Annotated in this window: 19 protein-coding genes and 2 pseudogenes; 7 read left to right on the top strand and 14 right to left on the bottom strand. The window is 66.8% G+C overall.

Annotation, left to right across the window (positions count from 1 at the left end; all coding sequences use genetic code 11):
- Positions 1 to 2: 2 nt before the first annotated feature.
- The gene (locus MKAN_RS19765; RefSeq protein ID WP_023371334.1) at positions 3 to 923 is read left to right on the top strand and encodes a sigma-70 family RNA polymerase sigma factor; all 921 of its coding nucleotides are present in this window, start codon (positions 3 to 5) and stop codon (positions 921 to 923) included.
- On the opposite strand, the gene MKAN_RS19770 is transcribed toward MKAN_RS19765, so the two are convergent.
- Both MKAN_RS19770 and MKAN_RS19775 read right to left on the bottom strand, forming a co-directional pair.
- Positions 907 to 2,328, bottom strand: a complete 1,422-nt coding sequence (locus MKAN_RS19770) for a PE family protein (protein WP_023371336.1) — start codon at positions 2,326 to 2,328, stop codon at positions 907 to 909. The genes MKAN_RS19765 and MKAN_RS19770 overlap by 17 nt on opposite strands.
- Positions 2,329 to 2,501: 173 nt before the next feature.
- Positions 2,502 to 3,116 (bottom strand): annotated as a pseudogene (locus tag MKAN_RS19775) (carboxymuconolactone decarboxylase family protein); the annotation flags it as partial.
- Positions 3,117 to 3,227: 111 nt separating this feature from the next.
- Here MKAN_RS19775 and MKAN_RS19780 point away from each other — a divergent pair.
- The gene (locus tag MKAN_RS19780; RefSeq protein ID WP_042313817.1) at positions 3,228 to 3,590 is read left to right on the top strand and encodes a condensation domain-containing protein; all 363 of its coding nucleotides are present in this window, start codon (positions 3,228 to 3,230) and stop codon (positions 3,588 to 3,590) included.
- 77 nt (positions 3,591 to 3,667) lie between these two features.
- Here MKAN_RS19780 and MKAN_RS32140 read toward each other — a convergent pair whose 3' ends face one another.
- Positions 3,668 to 4,768, bottom strand: a complete 1,101-nt coding sequence (locus MKAN_RS32140) for a hypothetical protein (RefSeq protein ID WP_225722795.1) — start codon at positions 4,766 to 4,768, stop codon at positions 3,668 to 3,670.
- Between the two features lie 308 nt (positions 4,769 to 5,076).
- Positions 5,077 to 5,400: pseudogene (locus tag MKAN_RS32145) on the bottom strand (hypothetical protein); the annotation flags it as partial.
- On the opposite strand from MKAN_RS32145, the gene MKAN_RS32150 reads away from it, so the two are divergent.
- Entirely contained in the window at positions 5,300 to 5,515 is a 216-nt protein-coding gene (locus MKAN_RS32150) for a hypothetical protein (protein WP_023371346.1), read from the top strand. The pseudogene MKAN_RS32145 and the gene MKAN_RS32150 sit on opposite strands and share 101 nt — an antisense overlap.
- Here MKAN_RS32150 and MKAN_RS30675 read toward each other — a convergent pair.
- The 9 genes from MKAN_RS30675 to sdhC are packed head-to-tail and all read right to left on the bottom strand — an operon-like array spanning position 5,493 to position 15,142.
- A complete protein-coding gene (locus MKAN_RS30675; RefSeq protein WP_129111625.1) occupies positions 5,493 to 6,848 on the bottom strand; it encodes a phenylacetate--CoA ligase family protein in 1,356 nt (451 codons plus the stop codon). The genes MKAN_RS32150 and MKAN_RS30675 overlap by 23 nt on opposite strands.
- A 3-nt stretch (positions 6,849 to 6,851) precedes the next feature.
- Positions 6,852 to 7,430, bottom strand: a complete 579-nt coding sequence (locus MKAN_RS19800; RefSeq protein ID WP_036444188.1) for a hypothetical protein — start codon at positions 7,428 to 7,430, stop codon at positions 6,852 to 6,854.
- 5 nt (positions 7,431 to 7,435) lie between these two features.
- Positions 7,436 to 9,169: a hypothetical protein gene (locus MKAN_RS19805; protein ID WP_023371352.1), complete on the bottom strand. Its 1,734-nt coding sequence runs from the start codon at positions 9,167 to 9,169 to the stop codon at positions 7,436 to 7,438.
- On the bottom strand, positions 9,166 to 10,098 hold the full coding sequence (locus tag MKAN_RS19810; RefSeq protein ID WP_023371354.1) for a hypothetical protein: 933 nt from the start codon (positions 10,096 to 10,098) through the stop codon (positions 9,166 to 9,168). The genes MKAN_RS19805 and MKAN_RS19810 overlap by 4 nt, the downstream gene beginning before the upstream one ends.
- Entirely contained in the window at positions 10,085 to 11,677 is a 1,593-nt protein-coding gene (locus tag MKAN_RS19815; RefSeq protein ID WP_023371356.1) for an AAA family ATPase, read from the bottom strand. The genes MKAN_RS19810 and MKAN_RS19815 overlap by 14 nt, the downstream gene beginning before the upstream one ends.
- A gap of 22 nt (positions 11,678 to 11,699) precedes the next feature.
- A complete protein-coding gene (locus MKAN_RS19820; RefSeq protein ID WP_023371358.1) occupies positions 11,700 to 12,527 on the bottom strand; it encodes a succinate dehydrogenase iron-sulfur subunit in 828 nt (275 codons plus the stop codon).
- The gene (gene sdhA, locus MKAN_RS19825; protein ID WP_023371360.1) at positions 12,527 to 14,317 is read right to left on the bottom strand and encodes a succinate dehydrogenase flavoprotein subunit; all 1,791 of its coding nucleotides are present in this window, start codon (positions 14,315 to 14,317) and stop codon (positions 12,527 to 12,529) included. Before sdhA ends, MKAN_RS19820 begins: the two co-directional genes overlap by 1 nt.
- 10 nt (positions 14,318 to 14,327) lie before the next feature.
- Positions 14,328 to 14,807 (bottom strand): succinate dehydrogenase hydrophobic membrane anchor subunit, encoded by a 480-nt coding sequence (locus MKAN_RS19830; RefSeq protein ID WP_023371362.1) that lies wholly within the window; start codon positions 14,805 to 14,807, stop codon positions 14,328 to 14,330.
- Positions 14,804 to 15,142: a succinate dehydrogenase, cytochrome b556 subunit gene (gene sdhC, locus MKAN_RS19835; RefSeq protein ID WP_023371364.1), complete on the bottom strand. Its 339-nt coding sequence runs from the start codon at positions 15,140 to 15,142 to the stop codon at positions 14,804 to 14,806. The genes MKAN_RS19830 and sdhC overlap by 4 nt, the downstream gene beginning before the upstream one ends.
- 324 nt (positions 15,143 to 15,466) lie before the next feature.
- Here sdhC and MKAN_RS19840 point away from each other — a divergent pair, with 324 nt between their 5' ends.
- A complete protein-coding gene (locus MKAN_RS19840) occupies positions 15,467 to 15,889 on the top strand; it encodes a cytidine deaminase (protein WP_036391069.1) in 423 nt (140 codons plus the stop codon).
- Positions 15,890 to 16,042: 153 nt separating this feature from the next.
- Positions 16,043 to 18,496: a cellulose binding domain-containing protein gene (locus tag MKAN_RS33080; RefSeq protein ID WP_063476906.1), complete on the top strand. Its 2,454-nt coding sequence runs from the start codon at positions 16,043 to 16,045 to the stop codon at positions 18,494 to 18,496.
- Positions 18,497 to 18,671: 175 nt separating this feature from the next.
- Here the strand turns inward: MKAN_RS33080 and MKAN_RS19855 are convergent, their stop codons facing one another.
- A complete protein-coding gene (locus MKAN_RS19855; protein ID WP_041803355.1) occupies positions 18,672 to 19,913 on the bottom strand; it encodes an HNH endonuclease signature motif containing protein in 1,242 nt (413 codons plus the stop codon).
- A 493-nt stretch (positions 19,914 to 20,406) separates the two neighbouring features.
- On the opposite strand from MKAN_RS19855, the gene MKAN_RS19860 reads away from it, so the two are divergent.
- Complete coding sequence (locus MKAN_RS19860) at positions 20,407 to 21,693, top strand: thymidine phosphorylase (protein WP_023371371.1); 1,287 nt, start codon at positions 20,407 to 20,409, stop codon at positions 21,691 to 21,693.
- The gene (locus MKAN_RS19865; protein WP_023371373.1) at positions 21,690 to 22,778 is read left to right on the top strand and encodes an adenosine deaminase; all 1,089 of its coding nucleotides are present in this window, start codon (positions 21,690 to 21,692) and stop codon (positions 22,776 to 22,778) included. The genes MKAN_RS19860 and MKAN_RS19865 overlap by 4 nt, the downstream gene beginning before the upstream one ends.
- The last annotated feature ends 319 nt before the right edge of the window (positions 22,779 to 23,097 follow it).

Genomic DNA, 23,097 nt, shown 5'->3' on the forward strand with positions numbered 1-23,097 from the left:
CTATGGTCGCGACCACGCAGATCACCGAATTCGAGGCGCTGCGACCGCATCTGATGTCGGTCGCCTACCGGCTCACCGGAACCGTGGCCGACGCCGAGGACATCGTCCAGGAAGCCTGGCTGCGCTGGGACACCTACGACCGCGAGATCGACGACCTGCGGGCGTGGCTGACGACGGTGGTGAGCCGGCTCGGTCTGGACAAGCTGAGGTCGGCGGCACACCGCAGGGAGACCTACACGGGCAACTGGCTGCCCGAACCTATAGTCACCGGGTTGGACGGTGCCGACCCGCTGGCCGCCGTGGTGGCCGCCGAAGATGCCCGGTTCGCGGCGATGGTGGTACTGGAACGGCTGTCGCCGGATCAGCGGGTCGCGTTCGTGCTGCACGACGGGTTTTCGGTGCCCTTCGCCGACATCGCCGACGTGCTGGGCACCAACGAAGCCGCCGCCCGGCAGCTGGCGTCGCGGGCGCGCAAGGCCCTGGCGTCGGAGGCGGCCGATGCGCCGCAGAGGCCGGACCCCGCCCACAACGAGGTGGTCGGCAAGCTGATGGCCGCCATGGCCGCCGGCGACCTGGACACCGTGGTGTCGCTGCTGCATCCCGATGTGACCTTTACCGGCGACTCGAATGGCAAGGCCCCCACCGCCGTTCAGGTCATTCACGGCGCGGACAAGGTGGTTCGGTTCATGTTCGGTCTGGCCCGTCGCTACGGCCCGGCGTTCTTCACCGCGAATCAGCTGGCACTGGTCAACGGCGAACTGGGCGCCTACACAACGGGTTTCGCCGGTGCCGACGGGCATCGGGACATGGCGCCGCGGATCACCGCGATGACGGTGCGCGACGGAAAGGTCTGTGCGATATGGGATATCGCCAACCCCGACAAGTTCACCGGCTCTCCGTTGCGGGCTACACCGGCAGGATGATCGCCGCGGTCGGGCCGAGGAAGATCGCCTGACCGCCGGGCGGCACGTAGTTGCCGGTGGGCCCGTAGATCCCGTATATCGGTGCGGGCGGGCTCGCTCCGGCCCAGATGTCGTTGATCCAGCCGGTGGACAGCGTGTACACCGCCGCGGTGGCGCCGGGCGGGGAGAACCCGGTCACCAACTGCAGGACGAGGTCGGTGAGGGGGTTCAGGCCCAGCATCGAGTCGACGTGCGAGCCGCCCACGATCTCGGCCCCGACGAACTGGCTCGGGTACAGACTGACCAGTTGATTCGTGGTGTTGCCGAAGGCGTTCCACGGCTGCGGTGGCGCGGCGACCGTATAGACGGGGACATTGGCCGCCTGCAGGTTGGCGATCGCGTTCCCGAAGGCCGTGGCGTTGTTGGCGACGCCGTCGAACATCACCACACCCTTGAGGTGGTTGGTGCCGCCCCCGAGGGCGGCGAGGTAATTCCCGCCGGCGATCGTGGCCAGGCCGCCGCCGGCGGAGTGTCCGGACAGCATGAAATCCTGCGGCAGCGTGCCGAAATAACCGGCCCGTTGCGCGCTGATGTTCAGATTCGTCTGGGGACCCAGGAACAACGACGCCACGCCCTGCTGCATCTCCGGGCTGCTCAGAAACAGGCCGAACGGCAACGGAATCGACGGGATGGTCGGAGTGACCACGACGCTGTTGGTCTGTTGCGCCAGCTCGATGGCCAACGGCTGGTACAACAAACCGAAAGCGCCGAAGCCGTGCTGCAGATAGACGGTGCCGGTGGCGTTCACCGACCCGTTCGCCTGCGTCGGGAAGTACCACAGCGCGGGGGCCGGGTAGTTGAACTGGGGAATCGTAAAGCCGAGGAAGGAACTTGGGCCGACGGGGATTTGCAGGAACGAGAACCCGATCCTGACCCCGGTCACTCCGTTGGTGCCCGGGGCGGTGAGGACGGTGGAGGGGAAGTTCAGCACTGCGCCCAAACCCACCGCATTGGTGGCCGAGTTGAGCAGCGCTCCCAGCGTTGCGCTACCGGGGCCACCGATGAGCGGAGGCCCCAGCAGCCGTTCAAGGGGTGAAAATAGACTTCCGACTTGCGCCAACAGCGACCCCAGCGGTGCCGCATTCGCGGCCTCGGCGGCCGCGTACGCGGCCCCGGCCGCGCTCAACGCGCGCGAGAACTCGTTGTGAAACAGCGTTGTCCGGGCGACCAGTGTTTGAAACTCTTGGGCGTAGCCGCCGAAAAGCGTCGCGATCGCTGTCGACACCTCGTCGGCCGCAGCCACGGCGATCCTCGTCGTCGAAGACGACGCTGCAGCCGCGGCCTTTCTGATCGCCTCCTCGATCCCGGTCAAGTTCCCGGAAGCTGTGGCAATAGCGTCGGGTGCTGCGATCACATACGACGACATCGGCGGCCCCCTTTCAGGTTGGCCGACAACCTTCGGACTGCTGTCACATGGTACGGGATCAGGCACGATTTAGTTCAGAATTTGAACGAATCGGGGCTCCGTCGGTGGCAGGCCGGATGTGCTAACACACGATTTTCAGCCGTCCGGTCCTCGATATGGCCGACGGTGGCGGGTTAGGCCGTAGCCCAGGGGACGCGGCACGTATCGCCGGAATTGAACCCCTGCTCGGTGATGCCGAGCGCGGAGTACATCCTGGCCCGCATGTTTTCCACACCAATTTGATAGGTCAGCTCGATCACGCCCGCTTCGCCGAAGCGGGCACGCAGATCCTCGACCTGCTCGTCGGTAACCGAATGAGGATCGGTGGTCATCGCGTCGGCGTAGGCGATGGCGGCGCGCTCGTCGTCGCTGAAGCGGGGCGAGGTCGCGTAGTTGTCGATGTCCTTGAGCCTTTCGACGTCGAGACCGTCGAGGCGCTGCAGCATGGCGCCGAAATCGACACACCATGAGCAGCCGATGGTGCGGGCGGTCCAGAACACCGCGAGCTCGCGTGCGCTGGCGGGCAGCGTTCGTGAGGCGCGTTGCAGCATGGTCTCGTGTACGGCGTTGGCGACCAGCAGCCGCGGGTGATGCGCGGCGACGGTGAACGGCTCGGGAACCTCACCGAAGCGCCGCTTGGCGACCCGGTACATGGCGCGCACCAGCAGGCCGGCGCGCTGTGGAGGCAGGGGCTCGATGCGGGTTTTCTGTGTCATACCCATCAGACGAGACGGCTCGCCAAAGTGTGACAGCTTCAAGGATCCGCCAAGGATTCGCCGAGAACGGCGTCCGAGTCTGTGGACGTGTCGTCCTACTCGTATATCGCTGAGCTGCCCGGGCTCGAGGACATCGAGCCGCTGATGCACACCGCTGTGCTGGTTGCCGAGTCGCGCGTGGACCAGGGGCGGGCGCGCGCTGTGGTGGAGGAGATCTTCGCCGCCTACCCCGCTCTGGGTACCGTGTTCGAGCCGTTCTTCGACTGCTGGGCGGTTCGTCCGGGCGGTGGTTGGGGCTGGGCAGTGGAACCCCCGGGGGTTACCGTCGCCGACGTCGTCGCCAGGCAACGCGCTTCCTTCGACATGCGCACCGGCCGGTTGTTCGCGGTGTCGCTGCTGCCCGGGACTCCGGAACGGGTGGTGCTCAGCGCCAGCCACCTGTGCATGGACGGTGCGTCCTGGCAGAGCGTGGTCGACGAGGTGAGGCTTCGGTGCAGTTGGACATAGTCCTGCGGCGCCGTGTTCCGTCGACCCCGTGCAGGACGGTCACCGGTAATCAGGGGAGTTGGCGCCCGAAGATGCTGTTACCCAGTGACCGTCGGCTTGAGGCAACAGCGCAACACCCCGTGCCGGAACAACGGTCGAAGGTGATCTGCGACGGGTCCGTCTGGACGGAAGCTGCGTACGTAGTAGCTGCCCGATGCCACGGCGGGTAACTGACGCTCCGAAAGCCAATCGGCCACCCAGTCCCGCCGCGCGGCGTCGACCTCGGCCAGCGCTGCCATGTCGACGGCCATGAAGGCTCGAGCGGCCAGGGCGTTGTAGAAGTACGAGAACCAGTCCCACTGCCGCCGGTATCTGGTTGCGAACGGGTGACCGGGCGGGACGAGCAGGACGCCGAGCTGCGACGCGGTCAGGCCGAACCCGCGGCTGAAACTGATCGACAACAGCGCGCCGGGAAGCAGCGGCCGCAGCGCCCGGGCGATCTCCGCGCGGTCTTCGGCGGCCAGTGTCGGAAAGAGGTTGATGTTGAGTAGTCGCGCCGGCGAGCGGGCCAGGAAGGCCACCATCTCGTTGGTCAGGTGACCGTTGCGCACCGACGGCACGCACAAGCAGGCCAGGTCTGCTGATCGCGCGGCGTCGAACCGGACGGCGTGGTCATGGGTAGCGCCGACCATGAAGCCGTACCAGTCGCCCGGGTAAATCACCACCTGGCCCGCGGCCGCCACCGCCTCGGTGATGTGGGTGATGAGGTCGACGTCGCTGCCGGCCGAAAAAAGCTGCCAGCCGGTTAAATCCCATTCGCCTTCGCTGAGTCGTTGCACCCGGTCAATCAGGGCGGGTCCGAAGACATGGCGCAGCCAGCCTTGGCCGTCGCGGTAATGGTTGGACAGGTCGTCGGCGCTCAGCTGCGCAACGGCGCTCCGGTATGCCTCGGCCGCGATGCGAGAACCGACGGGTAGTAGCGGGCGCAGCGACTCGACCTGATCCGGCGGGATAGCACCCGCGAGCAGGTCTGCGTCGACTAACGGTTCGCAGCCCGCATCGGTGAGCAGTCCAGCCGGTACAGCAGGCTGGCCCGGTCTTCCAGCGACGCGTACACCCGGCCGTCCGCCAGCAGGTTGGACGAGCGGGCCAGCCGATGCCGCAGCTCCCACTCCGGTGTCGGTTCGTAGTAATGGCATACCTGCACCTTCCCAATGCGACGGATTTCGGGGCCCCATGGCAGTTTCCCGACGACGTGGCCACGACCGGCGAACGGATCAGCGTGAATCTGATGCTCCCGGCACCACAGGTTGGCGTCAGACGAGGAAAACAGCGACCGTGCCGACGCCACATATGTGTGCTTGAACGTGAATTCGGTTATGCCCAGTGCCGTGAACGCCCCGATGTACGCCCAGACCTGGCCGGGGTCGACGACACCGGCGGTACTCATCACGCAGGTTGCTCGAACCGGCAGTCCCGCGCCGTGCGCGGCCGCCAACACCGCCTCGGCCGTGGGCGCGGCATCGCCCATGATCGCCCGGTTCTCGGCGTCATCCACGGCGTGGCGAGACCAACACAGGTACGAAAGGCCCGCGGCCCGCAACTCGGCGGCGACGGGGGAACTCAGTCGGGCCCCGTTGGTGAACAGCGCGATCTCGTCGAAAACGTCGGCGGCCAACCGAATGGCTCGCCCGCATTCGTCAGGGCGCAGCAGCGGCTCGCCGCCTCCCGTGACCACCATCCGGCTGGCACCCCTGCTCGCCGACCAGTTGAAGTGGGTCCGCAGCTCCTCATCCGACCAGCGGGCCGGCGCGGATTCCAGCGCGGAAATCGACGAGCGCGAAAAGCAGAACGGGCAGCTGCACTGGCAGGCCATCCGTACCGGCAGCACAGAGCAGGTCAGGAAGGAACAGTCGGCCCAGCTCATCGTGGCCTCGCGGTGGTGAACGCAGTGACCTTGTCGGGTGCGGTCAGCGGCTCGACGGCTACCGGGACAGGGCCGAGCGCGCGCCGAAGGGCAGCAACGATGCGGTCGTCGGCGTTGTCCGCAGCGCCGACCTCCAGCTCCCGTTGCACGGTGATCGACGTGTCGGCGTGTTGACGGACCGCCCAGCGACGCAGCGGTAGCTCTTGGAATAGCTGGGTGACGTCGAACGAGTTCGCTTGAGTGCCGTCCGCACGTCTCAACATCACCGGGGTGCGGCCTACCAAGTCTTCGATGACCGGCTGGTCGCCCGACCACACCAGCCGAGCGCTGTCCCCGGTGCGGTAGCGCAGCAGCGGCAGGTACGGATTCATCCCGCCGGTGAGGGCGAGTTGCCCCAAAGCGCCTGGCGCACACGGCATGCCGGCATCGTCGAGCACCTCCACGAACAGCCGAGGTTGCAGCAAGGCCATGCCGCGTCCGGGACGGCTGGCGGCGACCGGGCCCGATTCGGTGGTGGAGTACAGGTCGACGACCGGGCATCCGAAGCGCTGGGCAACTCGTTGCCTGGTCGCGGCGCTGAGGTGTAACGCGGTGGAGATCAGCACCTTGGGATGCAGGTCCACGTCCAGCCCGGCGAGCTGACTCAGTGAGACCGGGTCGCCGGTGATCACCTGGGGATCGTGGTGCTCCAAGAAACGCCGTCGGGCCAGGGGCTCCGGCCAGCCCGCATCCTCGAGGTTCACCTTGGCGGTCGCACAGCCGAGAAATGACGACCAGGACGGCACGATGAAGCCGCCGTGCCGCTGGCTCACCACGGTCATCCAGTCGGCGCGGTCGGCCCGGAACTGCACGGTGACGCCATGCCAGCGGGCGGCCGCCAGCAGCAAGGGGTAGTAGCAGGAAACCGAGACCGGGTGCGTGGGCACCACGACCGCCGGATGTCCCGATCCCGACGTCGGGAACCAGATGAGGTCGTCGAGGTCGGCGTCGTCGGGAACCAGTTCCCACCAGCCGCGGGCCAGGTTCGCCCGTTCGGTGGTGAAAGCCGGTGACGCGGCGTCGGTTTGGCGGTAGCGCGGCACGACCTGCCGGGCGCGGGCAAGGTAGCCGGCCAGCCACGGCGGTCGGTGATCGGGACGCCAGCGCGGGGGATCGAGGACCACGGACGTCGCGTAGGCGTTGACTCGGTCGAGCGCCTCGCGGTTCAAGCGGTCGCCGCAGTGATGGTTCCACAACGGTGCGTCGGGCGCTTCGAGCAGCGCATCAAGGGTTTGCCGCCCGGTGGCAGAAATGAGCGGATGGCGTTCCTCGAAGGGAACGACGCCGGATCCCATGGGCGTGAATCGTGGCATGGGCTATTCCCTCGATGCTCGGGCCGCGGCTTCCTCGGCACGCTTGCGGGCCAAGGCGGCGCGCACTTCCTTGGCCCGCGCTTCGGCGGCTCGGGCCTCGGCCTCCACGCGCGCCCGCGTCGCCGAGTCCAGGGTGGACAGCCGGTCAGCCGCTTGTTCAACGGTTTCGCCGGCGGGCACCACCCCCGCGCGGCGGAACACCAGACGGGCGAGTTCCTCACGCCGGTCGGGATCGCGCACCAGCAGTTCGGCGCGCACCAAGGCGGCCATTGCCCACAGCTCCTCACCCAACAACCCCAGAAAAGCGGCCCCGGACAACAGAGATCGTGCCGATTCGTCGCTGGCCAGCCAGCAGGACACCAGACAGGCTCGCAGCCAGTTTTCCGTCGCCGCGTCCGTTTGGCCGGGGGTCAGGACGGCCAGCCAGTCATCGGGTAAGGCGGCGCCCAATGAGGCCAGGGTGTCGCCGAGCACCGCGGCGACTGCGACTACTCCGCGGTCACCGATCAATGGCGGCGCCAAGAAGTCGTCCGGACAGCCGGCCAGCCGATGAACCAGCGTGGCAACTGAAGGCGTGGACATGTCGCTCACCCGGCCGGGTACGCCTGGCGCGCGAAACGGCGGGCGAAACCCAGCAACTCTGCCCAGCCCCGGATCGAAACCACGTCCCAGCCCATGTCGACGGCCGGGCTCAAGTCGTCGGGCCACCGGTACAGGTTGAGCACCATGGTGCCGCCGCCGCGCGCCCGAGCCAACGATTCCCGGGCGATCACTGCGCCGTCGTTGCCGTGTTCGTCCCGGTTGAACATCGTCGTCACGCCGTCATCGGAGATCACCAGCACATGCACGGGCCGGTCCCGTTCGGTGCGAGCAGCGTAGGTGTCGCGCAGCACGTGGATCGGAAAGGCGGTGCCGCCGCCGAGGTAGCCGGTGACGATCCGCAGGACGCGTTCGGTGTCGGTGATGAAACCGGCTGTGGTTTCGAACCGCCGCGCCCCGCTCCACAGGGTGGCCTGGACACGGCCGCCGCAGCGCAGGCAGGACAGCGCAATGATCGCTGCGGCCAGCGCCAGGAAAGACAGCTGTCGTTGCGGGTTGACGATGGAGCCCGACGAGTCGATGTAGAGGTCGAGGTCCAATGGTTGCGGGCGCGGCGGCAGGTCTTCCTCGGGGGCCATTACTCGCTTGACGGTGGTGACTCCGGGTATGACGAGCGGGCTGCGAATGACCGAGTGCAGCCAGTCGATGTCGGCCATCGGCTCCCCCACCGTCCACGGCGAAAGGCCTTCCGGAACAAGGTCTCCGGTACTAGGAGCCGGCCTCGACGGGAACGGGATGAGGTGGCGCTGGGCCGCCTCCCGGTAGTAGCGGACCGCGACGTCATGGTCGCTCAGCTTCAGACCCAGCGCGCGCAGCAGTTCGCCGTACTGGAAGGGCTCGCGAGCCTGGCCCCGCGGCGAGGCCGACGGGACCTCTGAGAGCGGCTGTGCTGCAACGGGTTCGGCGCCCTCGGTGACCCGCGGGTCGTTGGCGGGATGCAGTGGCTCGGTCCGTTCGCCGGCGTCGATGTCGGTGAGCCCGGGCGGTACCACACCCCCGGCCGTGTTCAGCGAGTCGTCCCAGCCGGCCAGAACGCGGCGGGCGTCAGGGTCTTGGGCCAGATACGGCAGGCATAGAGCGGCGAACCCGGCGGCCCCGTCGAGCCAGTCCGAACGGTAGGCACGCACCAGCCGACTTCCCAGCTGGGCGTCGCCTTCGATCCGGTCGGGCAGCGGACCGGGGGCCAGGTCGCCGCGGCGCAATGCCCACAGGATCTCGTAGATGCGCTGGTAGAGGCGCCACAAGTCGCTGATCGGTCCGTCGGGGGCATGCGCTTTCAGCCGGCGATACACCTCGTCCATGCGCAGGCCGGAGCCGCGTTGCAGCCGGTCGTTGATGTGCAGGTCGGCGTAGAGGTTGGCCACGGCCGGTGCGGCGCCTTCCACCCCCGGCAGCGCCCAGCGCATCCGGGCCAGCATCCGCGCTTGGTCGGTGAGGTTGGCCGGACACAGGATGTGGTGGCCGATCTCGTGACCCATGATCTCCAACGGCAGGTCAACCAGGTTCCGCATGATCACCTGTTGTAGGTCGATCACCACCAGCTGGTCGGTCAGCCGGATCATGGCGAAGCTGCCGTCCAGGCCCGACCGGTTGGCCTGCTCGGTCGTCGTGCACAACTGCGGCTCACGCAGCCGGGTGAACCGGCTCCACAACGCCAGGGCGTCCGACCAGCGTCGCTGCCATTCGAGGCGGGCGTCGGCCGCGGTGGTGACGGTCGTCATCGGCCGGGCTCCACGACCAGCACCTGATAGCTGGTGGGCACCGTGAGCGCCGTGATGTCCGCGGTAGCGGCGACACTGACCGGGCGAACCCCCGAGGGAACGAAAGCCTTTGTGGCCGAGGAAAAATCGATGCTCTGCGGTTCGGTGCGGGTCAACGTGGCACCCCAGGCATCGGCGTGCAGCAACCAGGCGTCTGGTCCGGAACAGACCACGATGTGCCCGGCCCGGACCCCGACCCGCGGCGGACTCAAGAACTGACCTCCGAACCCGCGGAAAGCCCCCACCCGGTGGGCGACGGACGGAGCGCCGGTGGGGGTTCGGCCGGGTCGCCACCACCGGTTGTCCCGCAACCGTCGCAGGGTGTCGGTTGCCGTCACTCCGTCGACGCCGACTGCCGCGCTGAATGCGGCATCACTGAGCGTCGCCGCGACGCTCAGGGCGCTGTCGCGATACTGGCTGAGGCCAAGCAGCCAGGCCGCGACCTGTCCGGCACGCATCGTCATCGTCGGGTTACCGTCGGCTGCCGCGGTGGTCACGCGGGTGAGCCACTCGCCGACGGATAGCCCGCAGTGGTGCAGGTGGACAACGGCATTGGCGAGTGAACCGAAGACCTTGCGTGGTTCGTCGAGCAGGATCCGCGCCAACCCCGGCAGCGCGGCCAGCAGCGGGTCGTGGGAGCCGCCGCCAAGGCGGTGCTGGCCGACGAGTTCGACAACGGAGTCGAATACCGCGGCCAACACGCGCGCCCCGGAGCCGGGCGAGATCCGGTCGCAGGAGTCGACGACGTCGCGCAGCGGGCCCCTAATGTGGTTCTCCAGGATGGTGGTGTCGAAGTCGACGTAGGTTCGGCGCGCGTTGGCGACGATCGCGTTGCAGCGGTCCCGATGCTGGGCGAGCGCGGCGGCCATCGGACCGTCAACCAGGGTCATGGGTCAGCCATGCGAGATAGTTGGTGTAGCGCTGGTGCAGGTACTTCAGCGCGATGATGTCGTCGTAGACGGTGCCGTACAGCTTTCGTCCGGTCGACCAGCCGCTCAATGTGCGCTCGATGCGGACCAGTCGATCGCGCACCTGGCGCTCGGTGATGCCGTCGAGGCCCAGCTCGAACTCGGCGAACAGATCGACCACCGGATCGTCGGCGTCGAGTCCCTGCTGGTCGTATTGGGCGCAGGACAGCTCGAACAGCCGACGGATCCAGCCGACTCGGTCGGCTCGGTAGGCGGCGTTGCCCGCCACCTCGAAAAACGGCGCGTCGCGATCCTGGGCCAGCCGATTCACCAGGACGAACGGCAGTATGTGCCGAACGTCCTCGATCGCGACGATGCGAGTTCCGCGGAAGTACGCCAACGCTTTTGCAAATACCAAAATGGTCTGCAGCGACCTCACCGACAGCCCGTTATGGGTTTGCGCGCCCAGGTCGGCGAGGCGATCGCGGCCGGTGTCGTCGAGGGCCAGCAGGTGCGGATCGAGCCCGGCCAGCCGTGCGGTGTCCTTTGTCTTGTACTCCAGGGTGCAGGCCGCGGCGTCGAGGAACTCGAATTGGCTGACGAAGAACTCGATCCGCCGTCGCACTTCGAAGGGAATCTCGACGGCGAGGACCTCCGCATAGAGCCGATCCAGCTCCGCGGCGCTGAACACCAGCTGTTCGGGTACGACTTCGTCCGGACGAAAGCCGGCCTCGATCCGGTCGAGCAGATGGGTGAGGAAGCGCGGGTTGAAGTTCAGCGCCGCCACCACCACGTCGATGCGATCGCGCAGCGCTTCGATCACGTGATAGGTGCCGCCGCCGGCGTCGTCATTGGCGGTCAGATACCAGGCGGCCTCGGGACACTCCAGCACCTGATCGAACATCTCGGCGTAGTTGTCGCCCATCAGCGTCAGCAGTGCCGACTGGGTGCGAGTGGGAATCCGGTTGTACTCGTCGACAATTCGGACGCGCATCTGCAGCCAAGCCCGCCAGGCGATCCGTATGTCCTGCGGGCTGGCGGCTTTGATCAGGTCGGCGGGCAGCGGGCTGCCCAGCAGGTCTGCCACCGTCATCTCCGGATGACCATGCTGCATCCCGCGGCGGATTTCGGTAACCGAGTAGCCGGCCAAGACGCCCATCAATACCGCACTGGCCGTCTTGCCCCGGCCCGGTCCGCCGACGAGCAGGCACCGTCGCCGGACCGCGAAGTTGAGCAGGGGGATCAGGACGAAGCTGCTGTAGGACTGGCCGCTGGGAAGATCGACCTGGGTTTGGGAGTCGCCGAATCGGAAACTTTGGTGAGCGCCGTGGAAGTAGTCGATGTCGTAATGCGGGCTGATGATCGCCTGGTTGACGATCCAGAAGTAGGCCTGACGCAGCTTTTCATCGAGCGCGACCTCGCCGGCATGCTCCTCACCCGTACTGATGGGACCCCGGTAGAGGTCGGCGACATCGAAGACGGGAGCACCGCGATGGTCGGCCGTGGGGTTGGTGGGTGCCTCGGGTACATGGCGAAGCTTTCGCCGATCGATCAGGGCCACGTTGGTTGTCTTCTCGTGTTGCTCACCGCGAGAACATGAGCGCGCGCTTGACCTCCTGGATCGCCTTGGTCACCGCGATACCGCGCGGGCAGGCGTCGGTGCAGTTGAACGTGGTCCGGCAGCGCCACACCCCGTCGACCTCGTTGAGGATATCGAGGCGTTCGGCGGCGGCTTCGTCGCGGCTGTCGAAGATGAAGCGGTGGGCGTTGACGATCGCCGCCGGGCCGAAGTAGCTGCCTTCGTTCCAGAACACCGGGCAGCTGGTGGTGCAGGCCGCGCACAGGATGCATTTGGTGGTGTCGTCGTAGCGGGCACGGTCGGTCTGGCTCTGAATCCGTTCGCGGGTGGGCGGATTGCCGCTGGTGATCAGATACGGCTTGACCGCGCGGTAGGCTTCGAAGAACGGCTCCATGTCGACCACCAGGTCCTTTTCCACCGGCAGCCCGCGAATCGGTTCGACAGTGATGGTCAGTTGCTTGCCCGGCTTTTTAGGCAGCAGGTCACGCATCAGCACCTTGCAGGCCAGCCGGTTGACGCCATTGATCCGCATGGCGTCCGAGCCGCAGACCCCGTGCCCGCACGATCGCCGGAAGGTCAGCGTGCCGTCGAGGTAACCCTTGATGTAGATGAGCAGATTGATCAGCCGGTCGCTGGGCAGGCAGGGAACCCGGAAGCTTTGCCAGCCACCGGTTTCGGTGTACCGTTCCGGGTCATCCGGGTTGAACCGGGCGATCTTGACGGTCACCATCACCGCGCCCTCGGGAACGGGCGGCAGCGGTCTCTCCGGCAGGGCCGGCACCGGTTCGGTCTCAGCTAGCTCTGCTGATCCCACAGTGTCGCCTTCGGCCATCAGTACTTCCGTTCCTTGGGTTCGTAGCGGGTCTGCACGACGGGTTTGAAGTCCAGCGCGATGTCGCTGAGCAGTTCGGTGCCCTGCTTGTCGGCCCCAATTTCCTTGTCGGCCCCAATTTCCTTGTAGGCCATGGTGTGGCGCATGAAGTTGACGTCGTCGCGGTTGGGGTAGTCCTCGCGGGCATGCCCGCCGCGGGATTCCTTGCGGTTGAGCGCACCGACCACGGTGACTTCGGCCAGTTCCAGCAAGAAGCCCAGCTCGATGGCTTCCAACAGGTCGCTGTTGAAGCGTTTTCCCTTGTCGTGCACGCTGATTCGGGAGTACCGCTCCTTGAGTGCGTGGATGTCGGTGAGCGCCTGCTTCAGGGTTTCCTCGGTGCGGAACACTGCGGCGTTGTTGTCCATCGTGCGCTGCAGCGCACCGCGGATGTCGGCGACTCGTTCGTTGCCGTGTTCGGACAAGATGTCGTTGACCCATCCGACGACCATCGCCGCCGGGTTCGGTGGCATCTCGACGAAGTCGTGACCGCGCGCGTAGTTGGCCGCGGCGATGCCGGCCCGGCGACCGAACACGTTGATGTCCAGCAGTGAGTTGGTGCCCAGCCGGTTGGCGCCGTGCACCGACACGCACGCGCACTCGCCGGCCGCGTACAGGCCCGGGACGGTGTGGGTGTTGTCCCGCAGCACCTGCCCGGTGACCGTGGTGGGGATGCCGCCCATCACGTAGTGGCAGGTCGGGTAGACCGGGACCAGCTCGTGCACCGGGTCCACGCCCAGGTAGGTGCGCGCGAACTCGGTGATGTCAGGCAGCTTGGCCTCCAGCACGTCCGCACCCAGGTGGCGCACGTCGATGTAGACGTAGTCCTTGTGCGGGCCGGCGCCGCGGCCCTCCAGCACCTCCAGCACCATCGAGCGGGCGACGATGTCGCGGGGAGCCAGGTCGACGATCGTCGGGGCGTAGCGCTCCATGAACCGCTCGCCTTCGCCGTTGAGCAGCCGGCCGCCCTCGCCACGCACCGCCTCGGAGATCAGGATGCCCAGGCCGGCCAGTCCGGTCGGGTGGAACTGGTGAAACTCCATGTCCTCCAACGGAAGTCCCCTACGGAAGACGATGCCCATGCCGTCGCCGGTGAGGGTGAGCGCGTTGGATGTGGTCTTGTACATCCGGCCGGAGCCGCCGGTCGCGATCACGACGGCCTTGGCGTGGAAGACGTGGATGTCGCCCGTCGCCAGCTCGTAGGCCACCACCCCGGTGGCCACCGGGCCGCTGGGAGTGTGGGTCAGCGCCAGATCGAGTACGTAGAACTCGTTGAAGAACTCCACGTCGTGCTTGACACAGTTTTGGTAGAGGGTTTGCAGGATCATGTGGCCGGTGCGGTCGGCGGCGTAGCACGCCCGGCGCACCGGAGCCTTGCCGTGGTCGCGGGTATGTCCGCCGAAGCGGCGCTGGTCGATGCGGCCCTCGGGGGTGCGGTTGAACGGCATCCCCATTTTCTCCAGGTCGAGCACCGCGTCGATGGCTTCCTTGCACATGATCTCGACGGCGTCCTGGTCGGCCAGGTAGTCGCCGCCCTTGACCGTGTCGAAGGTGTGCCACTCCCAGTTGTCGTCTTCGACGTTGGCCAGGGCGGCGCACATGCCGCCCTGGGCGGCGCCGGTGTGGCTGCGAGTGGGGTAGAGCTTGGTCAACACGGCGGTGCGGACGCGCGGGCCCGCCTCGACCGCGGCCCGCATGCCGGCACCGCCCGCGCCGACGATCACCACGTCGTATCGGTGTTGGTGAATCACCGCTCGCCTTTCAGGAGATGTTCGCGTCGAAGGTCAGCAACACGTAGCTGCCCAGCACCAGCGTGAATGTCATCGACACCGCCAGCAGCGAATTGAGCCAGAACCGGGTGGATTCCTTGCGGCTGTAGTCGTCGATGATGACGCGCAGGCCGTTGCCGCCGTGCAACTGCGCCAGCCACAACAGCAGCAGGTCCCAGGTCTGCCAGAACGGCGAATTCCAGCGCTGCGCCACATAGTTGAAGTCGATGCGATAGACCCCGTTGTCCCACATCAGACCGATGAACAGGTGACCCAGGGCCAAGAACACCAGCACCACCCCGGAGAACCGCATGAACAGCCAGGCGAATTTCTCGAAGTTGGGCATGCCGGCGCGGCGCCGCGGCGACCGCGGATTGTCCAGGCTGGCTGGCCGGTCGTGGGTGCGTTGCAGCACCGGTGCGCGGCGGCTGTTGCCGGTTTGCGGGTTGAGCTGCACGCCGGGGGTGCTCATCGGAAGTGCTCCCACATGTGGATGCCCAGCACCACCGCCGCGGGCACCAGGATCAGCAGCCACACGATGCCGACGACACCCAACATCAGCCGCTGATAGCGCGGTCCTTGCGACCAGAAGTCGATCAAGATGATCCGGATTCCGTTGAGGGCGTGGTAGGAGACCGCAACCACCAACCCGAATTCCATCAGGCCGACGACCGGCGTCTTGTAGGTGCCGATCACCGAGTTGTACGCCTGGGGGCTGACCCGCACCAGCGCGGTGTCCAGGACGTGGACGAACAGGAAGAAGAAGATCGTCGCGCCGGTGATGCGATGCAACACCCACGACCACATGCCGGGATCACCGCGATACAGCGTCCGTGGTGGCCGCCGTTTGCGTGACGATCCAGGGGCAGGTTCAGGCCCCTTGGTGGGCGCTGCCGGATTCGCGGTCGTCGCCTTGGTGTTCAGACCGTCCTCACCGCCTTCCAAACCCCGTAAGAAACGGCATCAAACAGCTCTAGCCGGGCAATCGAGCTTAACTTGACCAGGTCCGCGGGCGGTACCGACAGCCCGATCGCAATCATGTGTCGCGTGGCCATTCGTCGTCGCCGCGGCTCGTCTCGTCGGGGTTAAGGTTGCTTACCGAGGTCGGCCCATCGTCGAGCGGGGTTGCGAATGCCTGATGTCGATTGGGATATGCTGCGCGACAAGGCAATTCAGGTGTCAGCCGGTGCGTATGCACCGTATTCACGGTTCCCGGTCGGTGCTGCCGCGCTGGTTGACGACGGCCGTGTCGTCACCGGCTGCAATGTCGAGAATGTCTCCTACGGCCTGGGCCTGTGCGCCGAATGCGGAGTGGTGTGCGCCTTGCATGCGACCGGAGGCGGCCGGCTGGTCGCATTGGCATGTGTGGACGGCGCCGGGTCGGCATTGATGCCGTGCGGACGGTGTCGCCAGTTGTTGCTCGAACACGGCGGCCCGGAGCTATTGATCGACCATCCGGCTGGGCCGCGTCGGCTCGGCGAACTACTGCCGGAACCTTTCCGTGCAGATCTTGCGGCTGGTCCGGCGGATGAGCCCGGTCGCGAATTGTCGTGAATCCCGCCCGAATTTGACGGGCTGGTAGTTTAAAGATCTGATGGCAAATTAATGAAGTAGTGATAAGACCGTGATCAAACTGTGATCAACCTTATTAGGGTCGCCCGTGATAGGGCAGTGATTGGTTCGTAATAAGGTTGTGATCCAATGAATATGTCATATGTGACTGCCGTACCTGAGGCGCTGGCGGCGGCGGCGAGGGATATCACCGGCATTGGCTCGACCCTGAGCGCCGCGAATGCTGCGGCAGCGGCGCCGACAACAGGGCTGCTGGCGGCGGGTGCCGACGAAGTGTCGGCGGCCATCGCGGGGCTGTTCAGCTCGCATGCCCGGGAATACCAAACACTGAGCGCCCAGGCGGCGGCATTTCATGACCAGTTCGTTAATGCCTTGACCGCAAGTGCGAGGTCGTATCTGAGCACCGAGGCAGCCAACACCGCGCCGCTACGCAATGTCGTGCAAGGGCTGCTCGGAATGCTGGGCGCACCCACTGCCGGCAACGGTGGTCGGTCGGTGGCGACCGGCGCCGGCGGGCACGGCGGGTCGGCCGTGACAAGCAACAGCGGCGGTCCCGCTGCGGGGACCGGTGGCGGGACGGCCGCCGTCTATGGTCGCGACGGGGGCGCCGCACCGATCGGCACCGGTGGCACCGGCTCCGCGGCGATCGGCCCGAGTTCCGCCAACACGACGACCTCGGGTAGTGGCACCGCCACCACGACGGCTGCGGCCGCGGCCCCCGCCCCGGCCGACACCGGTAGCAGCGGCACCGCGGCGGTCACCCCGACTACCGTCGCCCCGACGACCACGGCTAGTGGCACCACTGCCCTGGCTACTGCGGCCGCGACGACGACGTCCACCGCGACGACCGCCGCCAGCACCGGAGGCACCGGGGTGACGGCGACGTACACTCCGACGGCGCAGTGGAATAGCGGCTTCACCGCGAATTACACGATCACCAATACGGGTACGACGCCGCTGACCAACTGGCAGCTTCAATTCGACTTGCCGACAAACGAATCCGTCACCAACCTGTGGAATGGGCAGGTGTCCCAGTCCGGTACGCACTACACCGTCACCCCCGCCAGCTACAACGGGACGATCGAACCCGGCAATTCGGTCACCGTCGGATTCCAAGCCGCGCAGGACGGCGCCTATTCGCCACCGACGCATTTGCTGGTGAACGGACAACCCGTCGGCGGTGACACCGGTGGTACCGGCACCGGAAGCACGGGCGGCACGGGTACCGGTGGTACGACGACCGGGGGCAGCGGCACCGGAAGCACGGGCGGCACGGGTACCGGTGGTACGACGACCGGGGGCAGCGGCACCGGAAGCACGGGCGGCACGGGTAGCAGCACCGGCGGCACCGGCACCGGTGGTACGGGGACCGGTACCGGCGGCACCGGCACCGGTGGTACGGGGACCGGTACCGGCGGCACCGGGACCGGAACGGGCACCGGCGGCACGGGCACCGGCGGCAGCGGGATCACGGCGACATACGCGCCGACGTCGCAGTGGAACAACGGCTTCGTCGCCAACTACACGATCACCAATACGGGCACCGCCCCGGTGACCGACTGGCAACTCCAATTCGACTTGCCTTCAAACGAATCCATCACGAATCTGTGGAACGGACAGGTCGCCCAATCAGGCACCCATTACACCGTGACCCCGCAGAGCTATGACGCCACGATCGCGCCCGGCAGCTCGGTCACTGTTGGTTTCCAGGCAGCGCAGACCGGCTCATACGCGCCGCCCACGAATTTGCTGGTGAACGGACAACCAGTCACCGGTACGGGGACCGGCGGTACCGGCACCGGTGGCACCGGCACCGGCGGCACGGGGACCGGTGGCACGGGGACCGGTGGCACCGGCACCGGCGGCACGGGGACCGGCGGCACGGGGACCGGTGGCACGGGCACCGGTACCGGCGGCACGCTGATCACGTCCCAGTACGGAACGACGACGATCCAGAACGCCTATGTGGTTCAAAACAATGCATGGAACAACCCGGGTGGACAGTCGATCAACGTCACCCCCACCGGGTTTTCCATCGCCACCGAAAACGGCTCCGCTCCCACCAACGGCGCACCGCTGGGATACCCGTCGATATACGACGGCTGGCACTACGGCACCGGTTCGCCGGGCACCAACCTGCCGATTCAGTTGGGCCAGATCCAGACTGCCACCAGCAGCATCAACTACACCTATCCCAGCACCGGTGTCTATAACGCTTCCTATGACATCTGGCTGAATCCCACGCCCATCACGACCGGCGTCAACCAGCAGGAAGTGATGATCTGGTTCAACCACCAGGGCCCCATCCAGCCGGTCGGCTCCGTGGTGGGCAACGCCACCATTGACGGGCAGAACTTCCAGGTGTGGAAGGGCAGTAACGGCCAGAACAATGTGGTGTCCTACGTCGCGACCACACCGATCACCTCCTGGAACAACTTCGATGTGATGGAGTTCATCGACAACACCCAAACCCTGGAGCCGGTCACCGACTCGTGGTACCTGACCAGCATCCAAGCCGGCTTCGAGCCCTGGAGCGGCAGCGTCGGCGCGGGGGTCGATTCGTTCTCCGCCCTCGTCAACGGCGTTTAGCCCCGACTAATGGGAAGTGCCAGGCCAGCCGGCCAGCGTTTCGGCAGACTTGACTCGAATTAGCACGCGCTGTGACCGCGGGTGTTGATGGCCGGGGTGGTGTGAACGAGCTTCTTTGTACCCCAAGGTGTTTGGGTTCGATCCGGTGCTTGCAATGACCGGGCCGGCAACCGACTCAGTTGTTTGGTGGTGGTTGGGGTTGGAAGGGGTCGTACCACCACCAATCGGCGCGTTCGCCGATGGGCCCGGGGTACGGCGGGACGGTGGGCGGGGGTTGGGTTGGTGGGCGTGCCAGCGACCCTGCGCTGAGTTGCCGGCCGCAGGTGTCGGTGATGGTGGGATTGGCTGCGGGTGCGGTGATGGTGATGATGCCGCGGTGGTGGCTGCGGTGGTGATAGGGGCAGAGCAGTACCAGGTTGTCCAGCTCGGTGGCGCCACCGTCTTCCCAATGGCGAAGGTGGTGTGCGTGCAGGCCACGGGTGGCGCCGCAACCGGGTACTGCGCAGGTTTGGTCGCGGTGCTCGAGAGCGCGGCGCAGCCGGCGGTTGATCACGCGGGTCGCCCGCCCGGCGCCGATGAGCTGGCCGTCGCGTTCGAACCAGACTTCGGCGGTGGCATCACAGCTGAGGTAGCGGCGCTCGGCGTCGGATAGCAGCGGACCCAGATGCAGCGCCGCGATGCGGTCCTTGACATCGACGTGCACCACCACCGTGGTGTGTTGCCCGTGGGGGCGGCGGGCCACCTCGGCGTCCCAGCCGGTCTCGACCAGCCGTATGAACGCCTCGACGGTGGTCGGCAACGGCGGCGTGCTCTCCGATGCGACGTTGTCGTGATCGTGTTTCCACTCGGCAATCAGGGCATCACGATAAGACGCCAGCGCGGCGTCGAATTTCGCTGCATCGTCATGGGCAAGTCTGATGCGCCAACAGCTGCCCTGCTCGTTGGTGGTCTTGGTGATCGAGGGCTGCGCGTGCGGCCGAGGATCGGGTTCGGGTCGTGGTTCGAGCTTGACCGCGGTGCGCAGCTGGTTGACCGTGGCGACCCGCGCCAGCTGCACGTAATGCTCATCAGATCCCGCACCAGCCCGCGCGGCGATGACCCCGACCTGATCCAGCGACAGCCAGCCCTCCCGCATGCCCTGGACACACCGTGGAAACTCCTCGAACCGGCGCGCCACAGTGGTGAAAGTGTGGGCGTTTGTCGAAGACGAGCCGAGCTTCCAGGCCAGCAACGCCGCCACCGACCGCGCACCCGTAGCACCACACAGCTCGTCGCGATCCATTTCGGCGGCGATCTCCACAATGCGCCCATCAATCGCATTGCGCTGACCGGCCAACTCCGCCAACTCCTCGAACAGCTCCTCAAGACGCTCGCCGGGACCGGCCACCACAGCACCAGCGGCTGCACTCGACGACATGACCTCATCATCGCAGCCACCACCGACAACACCGGCCCGCCCGATCTCCGCACGCAACGCAACAGCTCAACCCGCCGCGACCACTGCCAATCCCGATTCGCGAGCAAGACAAGAACCCCCGGAGGCGGTCACCTACTCGTGCATTCAAGCCGGCTTGGAGCCCTGGAGTGGCAGCGTCGCCGCGGGTTCGATTCCTTCTCCGTCCTCGTCAACGGCGTTCTACGACGGTGCCCAACGGCATACCCCGACCGGGCCATCGCGGCTGCCCGCCGCGAAGGTCGTCACCCGCCGTGCCGATCTGCGAAGCCGGGGGTATTCGACGAGAACGGCTGCACGTGGGGTACGTCGGGCGAGGTACCCTCTATCGCGTGCTCGACGATGAGCTGTTGGAAGCTGCTGCGGGACAAGACAAACGACGAAGCAACCGAAGCGTATCTGCCGTCCGGTTGGGCGCGCCGCGCCTCCGTCGACCCGATCTGCCCGAGGAATCCTCTTGACGGACTTCGAATTCGATGCGCCGACGGTAATCCGGACCAAGCGCGACGGTGGTCGGTTATCCGACGCCGCCATCGACTGGGTGATCCAGGCCTTCACCGACGGCCGGGTCGCTCCGGAACAGATGTCGGCCTTGCTGATGGCGATTTTCTGGCGCGGCATGGACTCCGGCGAGACCGCCAGATGGACGTCGGCGATGCTGGCTTCGGGGACTCGGATGGATTTCGCCGATCTGCGGCTGCCGACCGTGGACAAGCACTCCACCGGCGGGGTAGGCGACAAGATCACCCTGCCGTTGGTGCCCGTCGTCGTCGCCTGCGGTGCGGCGGTGCCGCAGGCCGCGGGCCGGGGGCTCGGCCATACCGGCGGCACGCTGGACAAGCTGGAATCCATCTCCGGGTTCACCGCGACGCTTTCCAATCAACGGGTGCGCCAACAACTTTGCGACGTCGGTGCGGCCATCTTCGCGGCCGGCGAGTTGGCCCCCGCCGATGCCAAGCTCTATGCGTTGCGCGACATCACCGGCACCGTCGAATCCCTGCCGCTGATCGCCAGTTCGATCATGAGCAAGAAGCTGGCCGAGGGAGCCGGCGCGTTGGTACTCGACGTGAAGGTCGGTGCCGGGGCCTTCCTGAAATCCGAGGCGCAGTCCCGCGAACTGGCGCGCACCATGGTTGATCTTGGCGCCGCGCATGGCGTGCCGACGCGCGCCCTGCTGACGGACATGAACTCGCCGCTGGGTCGCACCGTGGGCAACTCGCTCGAGGTGGCCGAGGCCCTGGAAGTGCTGGCCGGCGGCGGACCGCTCGACGTCGTGGAGCTGACCGTGCGGCTGGCCGGCGAGATGCTGCAGCTCGCCGGGATCGACCGCCGCGACCCGGCGCAGACCCTGCGTGACGGCAGCGCGATGGACAGGTTTCGCCGGCTGGTCGACGCTCAGGGCGGCGATTTGTCGAAACCGTTGCCGATTGGTCGGTGTTCGGAAACCGTCACGGCCGACCGGAGCGGCACAATGGGCGACATTGACGCGATGGCAGTGGGTTTGGCGGCCTGGCGGCTCGGCGCGGGCAGATCCCGTCCGGGGGCAAGGGTGCAGCACGGGGCGGGGGTGCGGATTCATCGTCGTCCCGGGGAGCCGGTGGTGGCCGGTGAGCCGCTGTTCACGCTTTACACCGAGACTCCCGAACGCTTCGGCCCGGCGCTGGCCATGCTGGACGGTGGCTGGAGCGTCGGGGAGGCCGGGCCGGCTCCGCGGCCCCTGATTATCGATCGGATCACCCGATGACCACTGCGCTGACGTTGGAGATGATTCGGCAGGCACCCAAGGCACTGCTGCACGACCACCTCGACGGCGGGCTGCGCCCGGCAACCGTGCTGGACATCGCCGGCCAGATCGGCTACGACGACCTGCCCGCCGCCGATGTCGCCACGCTGGCAACGTGGTTTCGCACCCGGTCGCACAGCGGCTCGCTGGAGCGCTACCTGGAGCCGTTCTCGCACACCGTGGCCGTGATGCAGACTTCCGAGGCGTTGTATCGGGTCGCCTTCGAATGTGTGGAAGACCTGGCCGCCGATTCGGTGGTCTACGCCGAGGTGCGCTTTGCTCCCGAACTGCACATCGATCGCGGGTTGTCGTTCGACGAGGTTGTCGACGCGGTGCTGGCCGGGTTCGCCGAAGGTGAGAAGGCGTGCGCCGGCGCGGGCCGGTCCATCAAGGTGCGCTGTCTGGTCACCGCGATGCGGCACGCCGCAGTGTCCCGGGAGATCGCCGAGCTGGCGATCCGGTTCCGGGACAAGGGAGTTGTGGGTTTCGACATCGCCGGCGCCGAGGCCGGGCACCCGCCGACGCGGCACCTGGACGCTTTCGAGTACATGCGAGACAACAACGCGCGCTTCACCATTCATGCCGGTGAGGCCTTCGGGTTGCCGTCCATCCATGAGGCGATCGCGTTCTGCGGCGCTGACCGGCTGGGCCACGGGGTGCGGATCGTCGACGATATCGACGTCGGCGCCGACGGCGGTGTCAGGCTGGGCAGGTTGGCATCGATATTGCGGGACAAGCGAATTCCGCTGGAGCTGTGCCCCAGTTCCAACGTACAGACCGGCGCGGTGGCCAGCATCGCCGAGCACCCGTTCGATCTGTTGGCGCGCGCACGTTTTCGGGTGACCGTCAATACCGACAACCGGCTGATGAGCGACACGTCGATGAGCCTGGAGATGCACCGGCTCGTGGAGGCGTTCGGCTACGGCTGGAGTGACCTGGAACGGTTCACCATCAATGCGATGAAGTCGGCGTTCATCCCGTTCGACGAGCGGCTGGAGATCATCGACGAGGTGATCAAGCCACGGTTCGCGGTGCTGATCGGGTAGGTCGGTGCGGGTCTGGAAGCCCGTGTTTGTCCCTTGTCGCCCGGAGCGGTCGTGGGCCTGCGCTCCGGTGCGGGGAGGTGGAAATCCCGTGCTGGTGCGGTTGGGGTTGACCCCTAACGGGTGTTCGGTGATCCTGTCGCGTTCGCTACCTGTCGTAGGGGGCGCGCAGGCGCACCGGAGACGGTCACGTCGCTCAGCGTGTCCGTTTGCGTTGGCGCTGACGGCGCCGACTGTGCGCTGGCGGCGCCGAGTGTGCGTCCAGGGCGTCGACTGTGGAGCCATGGCGGCCGACGGGCCGTGGGAGCCGCCACAGGCGCAC

Source organism: Mycobacterium kansasii ATCC 12478 (assembly GCF_000157895.3).
Classification (GTDB): domain Bacteria; phylum Actinomycetota; class Actinomycetes; order Mycobacteriales; family Mycobacteriaceae; genus Mycobacterium; species Mycobacterium kansasii.

Excerpts from the sequence above, each read along its gene's own strand:
- MKAN_RS19765 (WP_023371334.1), top strand. The coding sequence starts at position 3 with ATGGTCGCGACCACGCAGATCACCGAATTCGAGGCGCTGCGACCGCAT.
- MKAN_RS19770 (WP_023371336.1), bottom strand. The coding sequence starts at position 2,328 with ATGTCGTCGTATGTGATCGCAGCACCCGACGCTATTGCCACAGCTTCC.
- MKAN_RS19780 (WP_042313817.1), top strand. The coding sequence starts at position 3,228 with ATGCACACCGCTGTGCTGGTTGCCGAGTCGCGCGTGGACCAGGGGCGG.
- MKAN_RS32140 (WP_225722795.1), bottom strand. The coding sequence starts at position 4,768 with ATGCCATTACTACGAACCGACACCGGAGTGGGAGCTGCGGCATCGGCT.
- MKAN_RS30675 (WP_129111625.1), bottom strand. The coding sequence starts at position 6,848 with ATGCCACGATTCACGCCCATGGGATCCGGCGTCGTTCCCTTCGAGGAA.
- MKAN_RS19800 (WP_036444188.1), bottom strand. The coding sequence starts at position 7,430 with ATGTCCACGCCTTCAGTTGCCACGCTGGTTCATCGGCTGGCCGGCTGT.
- MKAN_RS19805 (WP_023371352.1), bottom strand. The coding sequence starts at position 9,169 with ATGACGACCGTCACCACCGCGGCCGACGCCCGCCTCGAATGGCAGCGA.
- MKAN_RS19810 (WP_023371354.1), bottom strand. The coding sequence starts at position 10,098 with ATGACCCTGGTTGACGGTCCGATGGCCGCCGCGCTCGCCCAGCATCGG.
- MKAN_RS19820 (WP_023371358.1), bottom strand. The coding sequence starts at position 12,527 with ATGGCCGAAGGCGACACTGTGGGATCAGCAGAGCTAGCTGAGACCGAA.
- MKAN_RS19830 (WP_023371362.1), bottom strand. The coding sequence starts at position 14,807 with ATGAGCACCCCCGGCGTGCAGCTCAACCCGCAAACCGGCAACAGCCGC.
- sdhC (WP_023371364.1), bottom strand. The coding sequence starts at position 15,142 with ATGTGGTCGTGGGTGTTGCATCGCATCACCGGCGCGACGATCTTCTTC.
- MKAN_RS19840 (WP_036391069.1), top strand. The coding sequence starts at position 15,467 with ATGCCTGATGTCGATTGGGATATGCTGCGCGACAAGGCAATTCAGGTG.
- MKAN_RS33080 (WP_063476906.1), top strand. The coding sequence starts at position 16,043 with ATGTCATATGTGACTGCCGTACCTGAGGCGCTGGCGGCGGCGGCGAGG.
- MKAN_RS19855 (WP_041803355.1), bottom strand. The coding sequence starts at position 19,913 with ATGTCGTCGAGTGCAGCCGCTGGTGCTGTGGTGGCCGGTCCCGGCGAG.
- MKAN_RS19865 (WP_023371373.1), top strand. The coding sequence starts at position 21,690 with ATGACCACTGCGCTGACGTTGGAGATGATTCGGCAGGCACCCAAGGCA.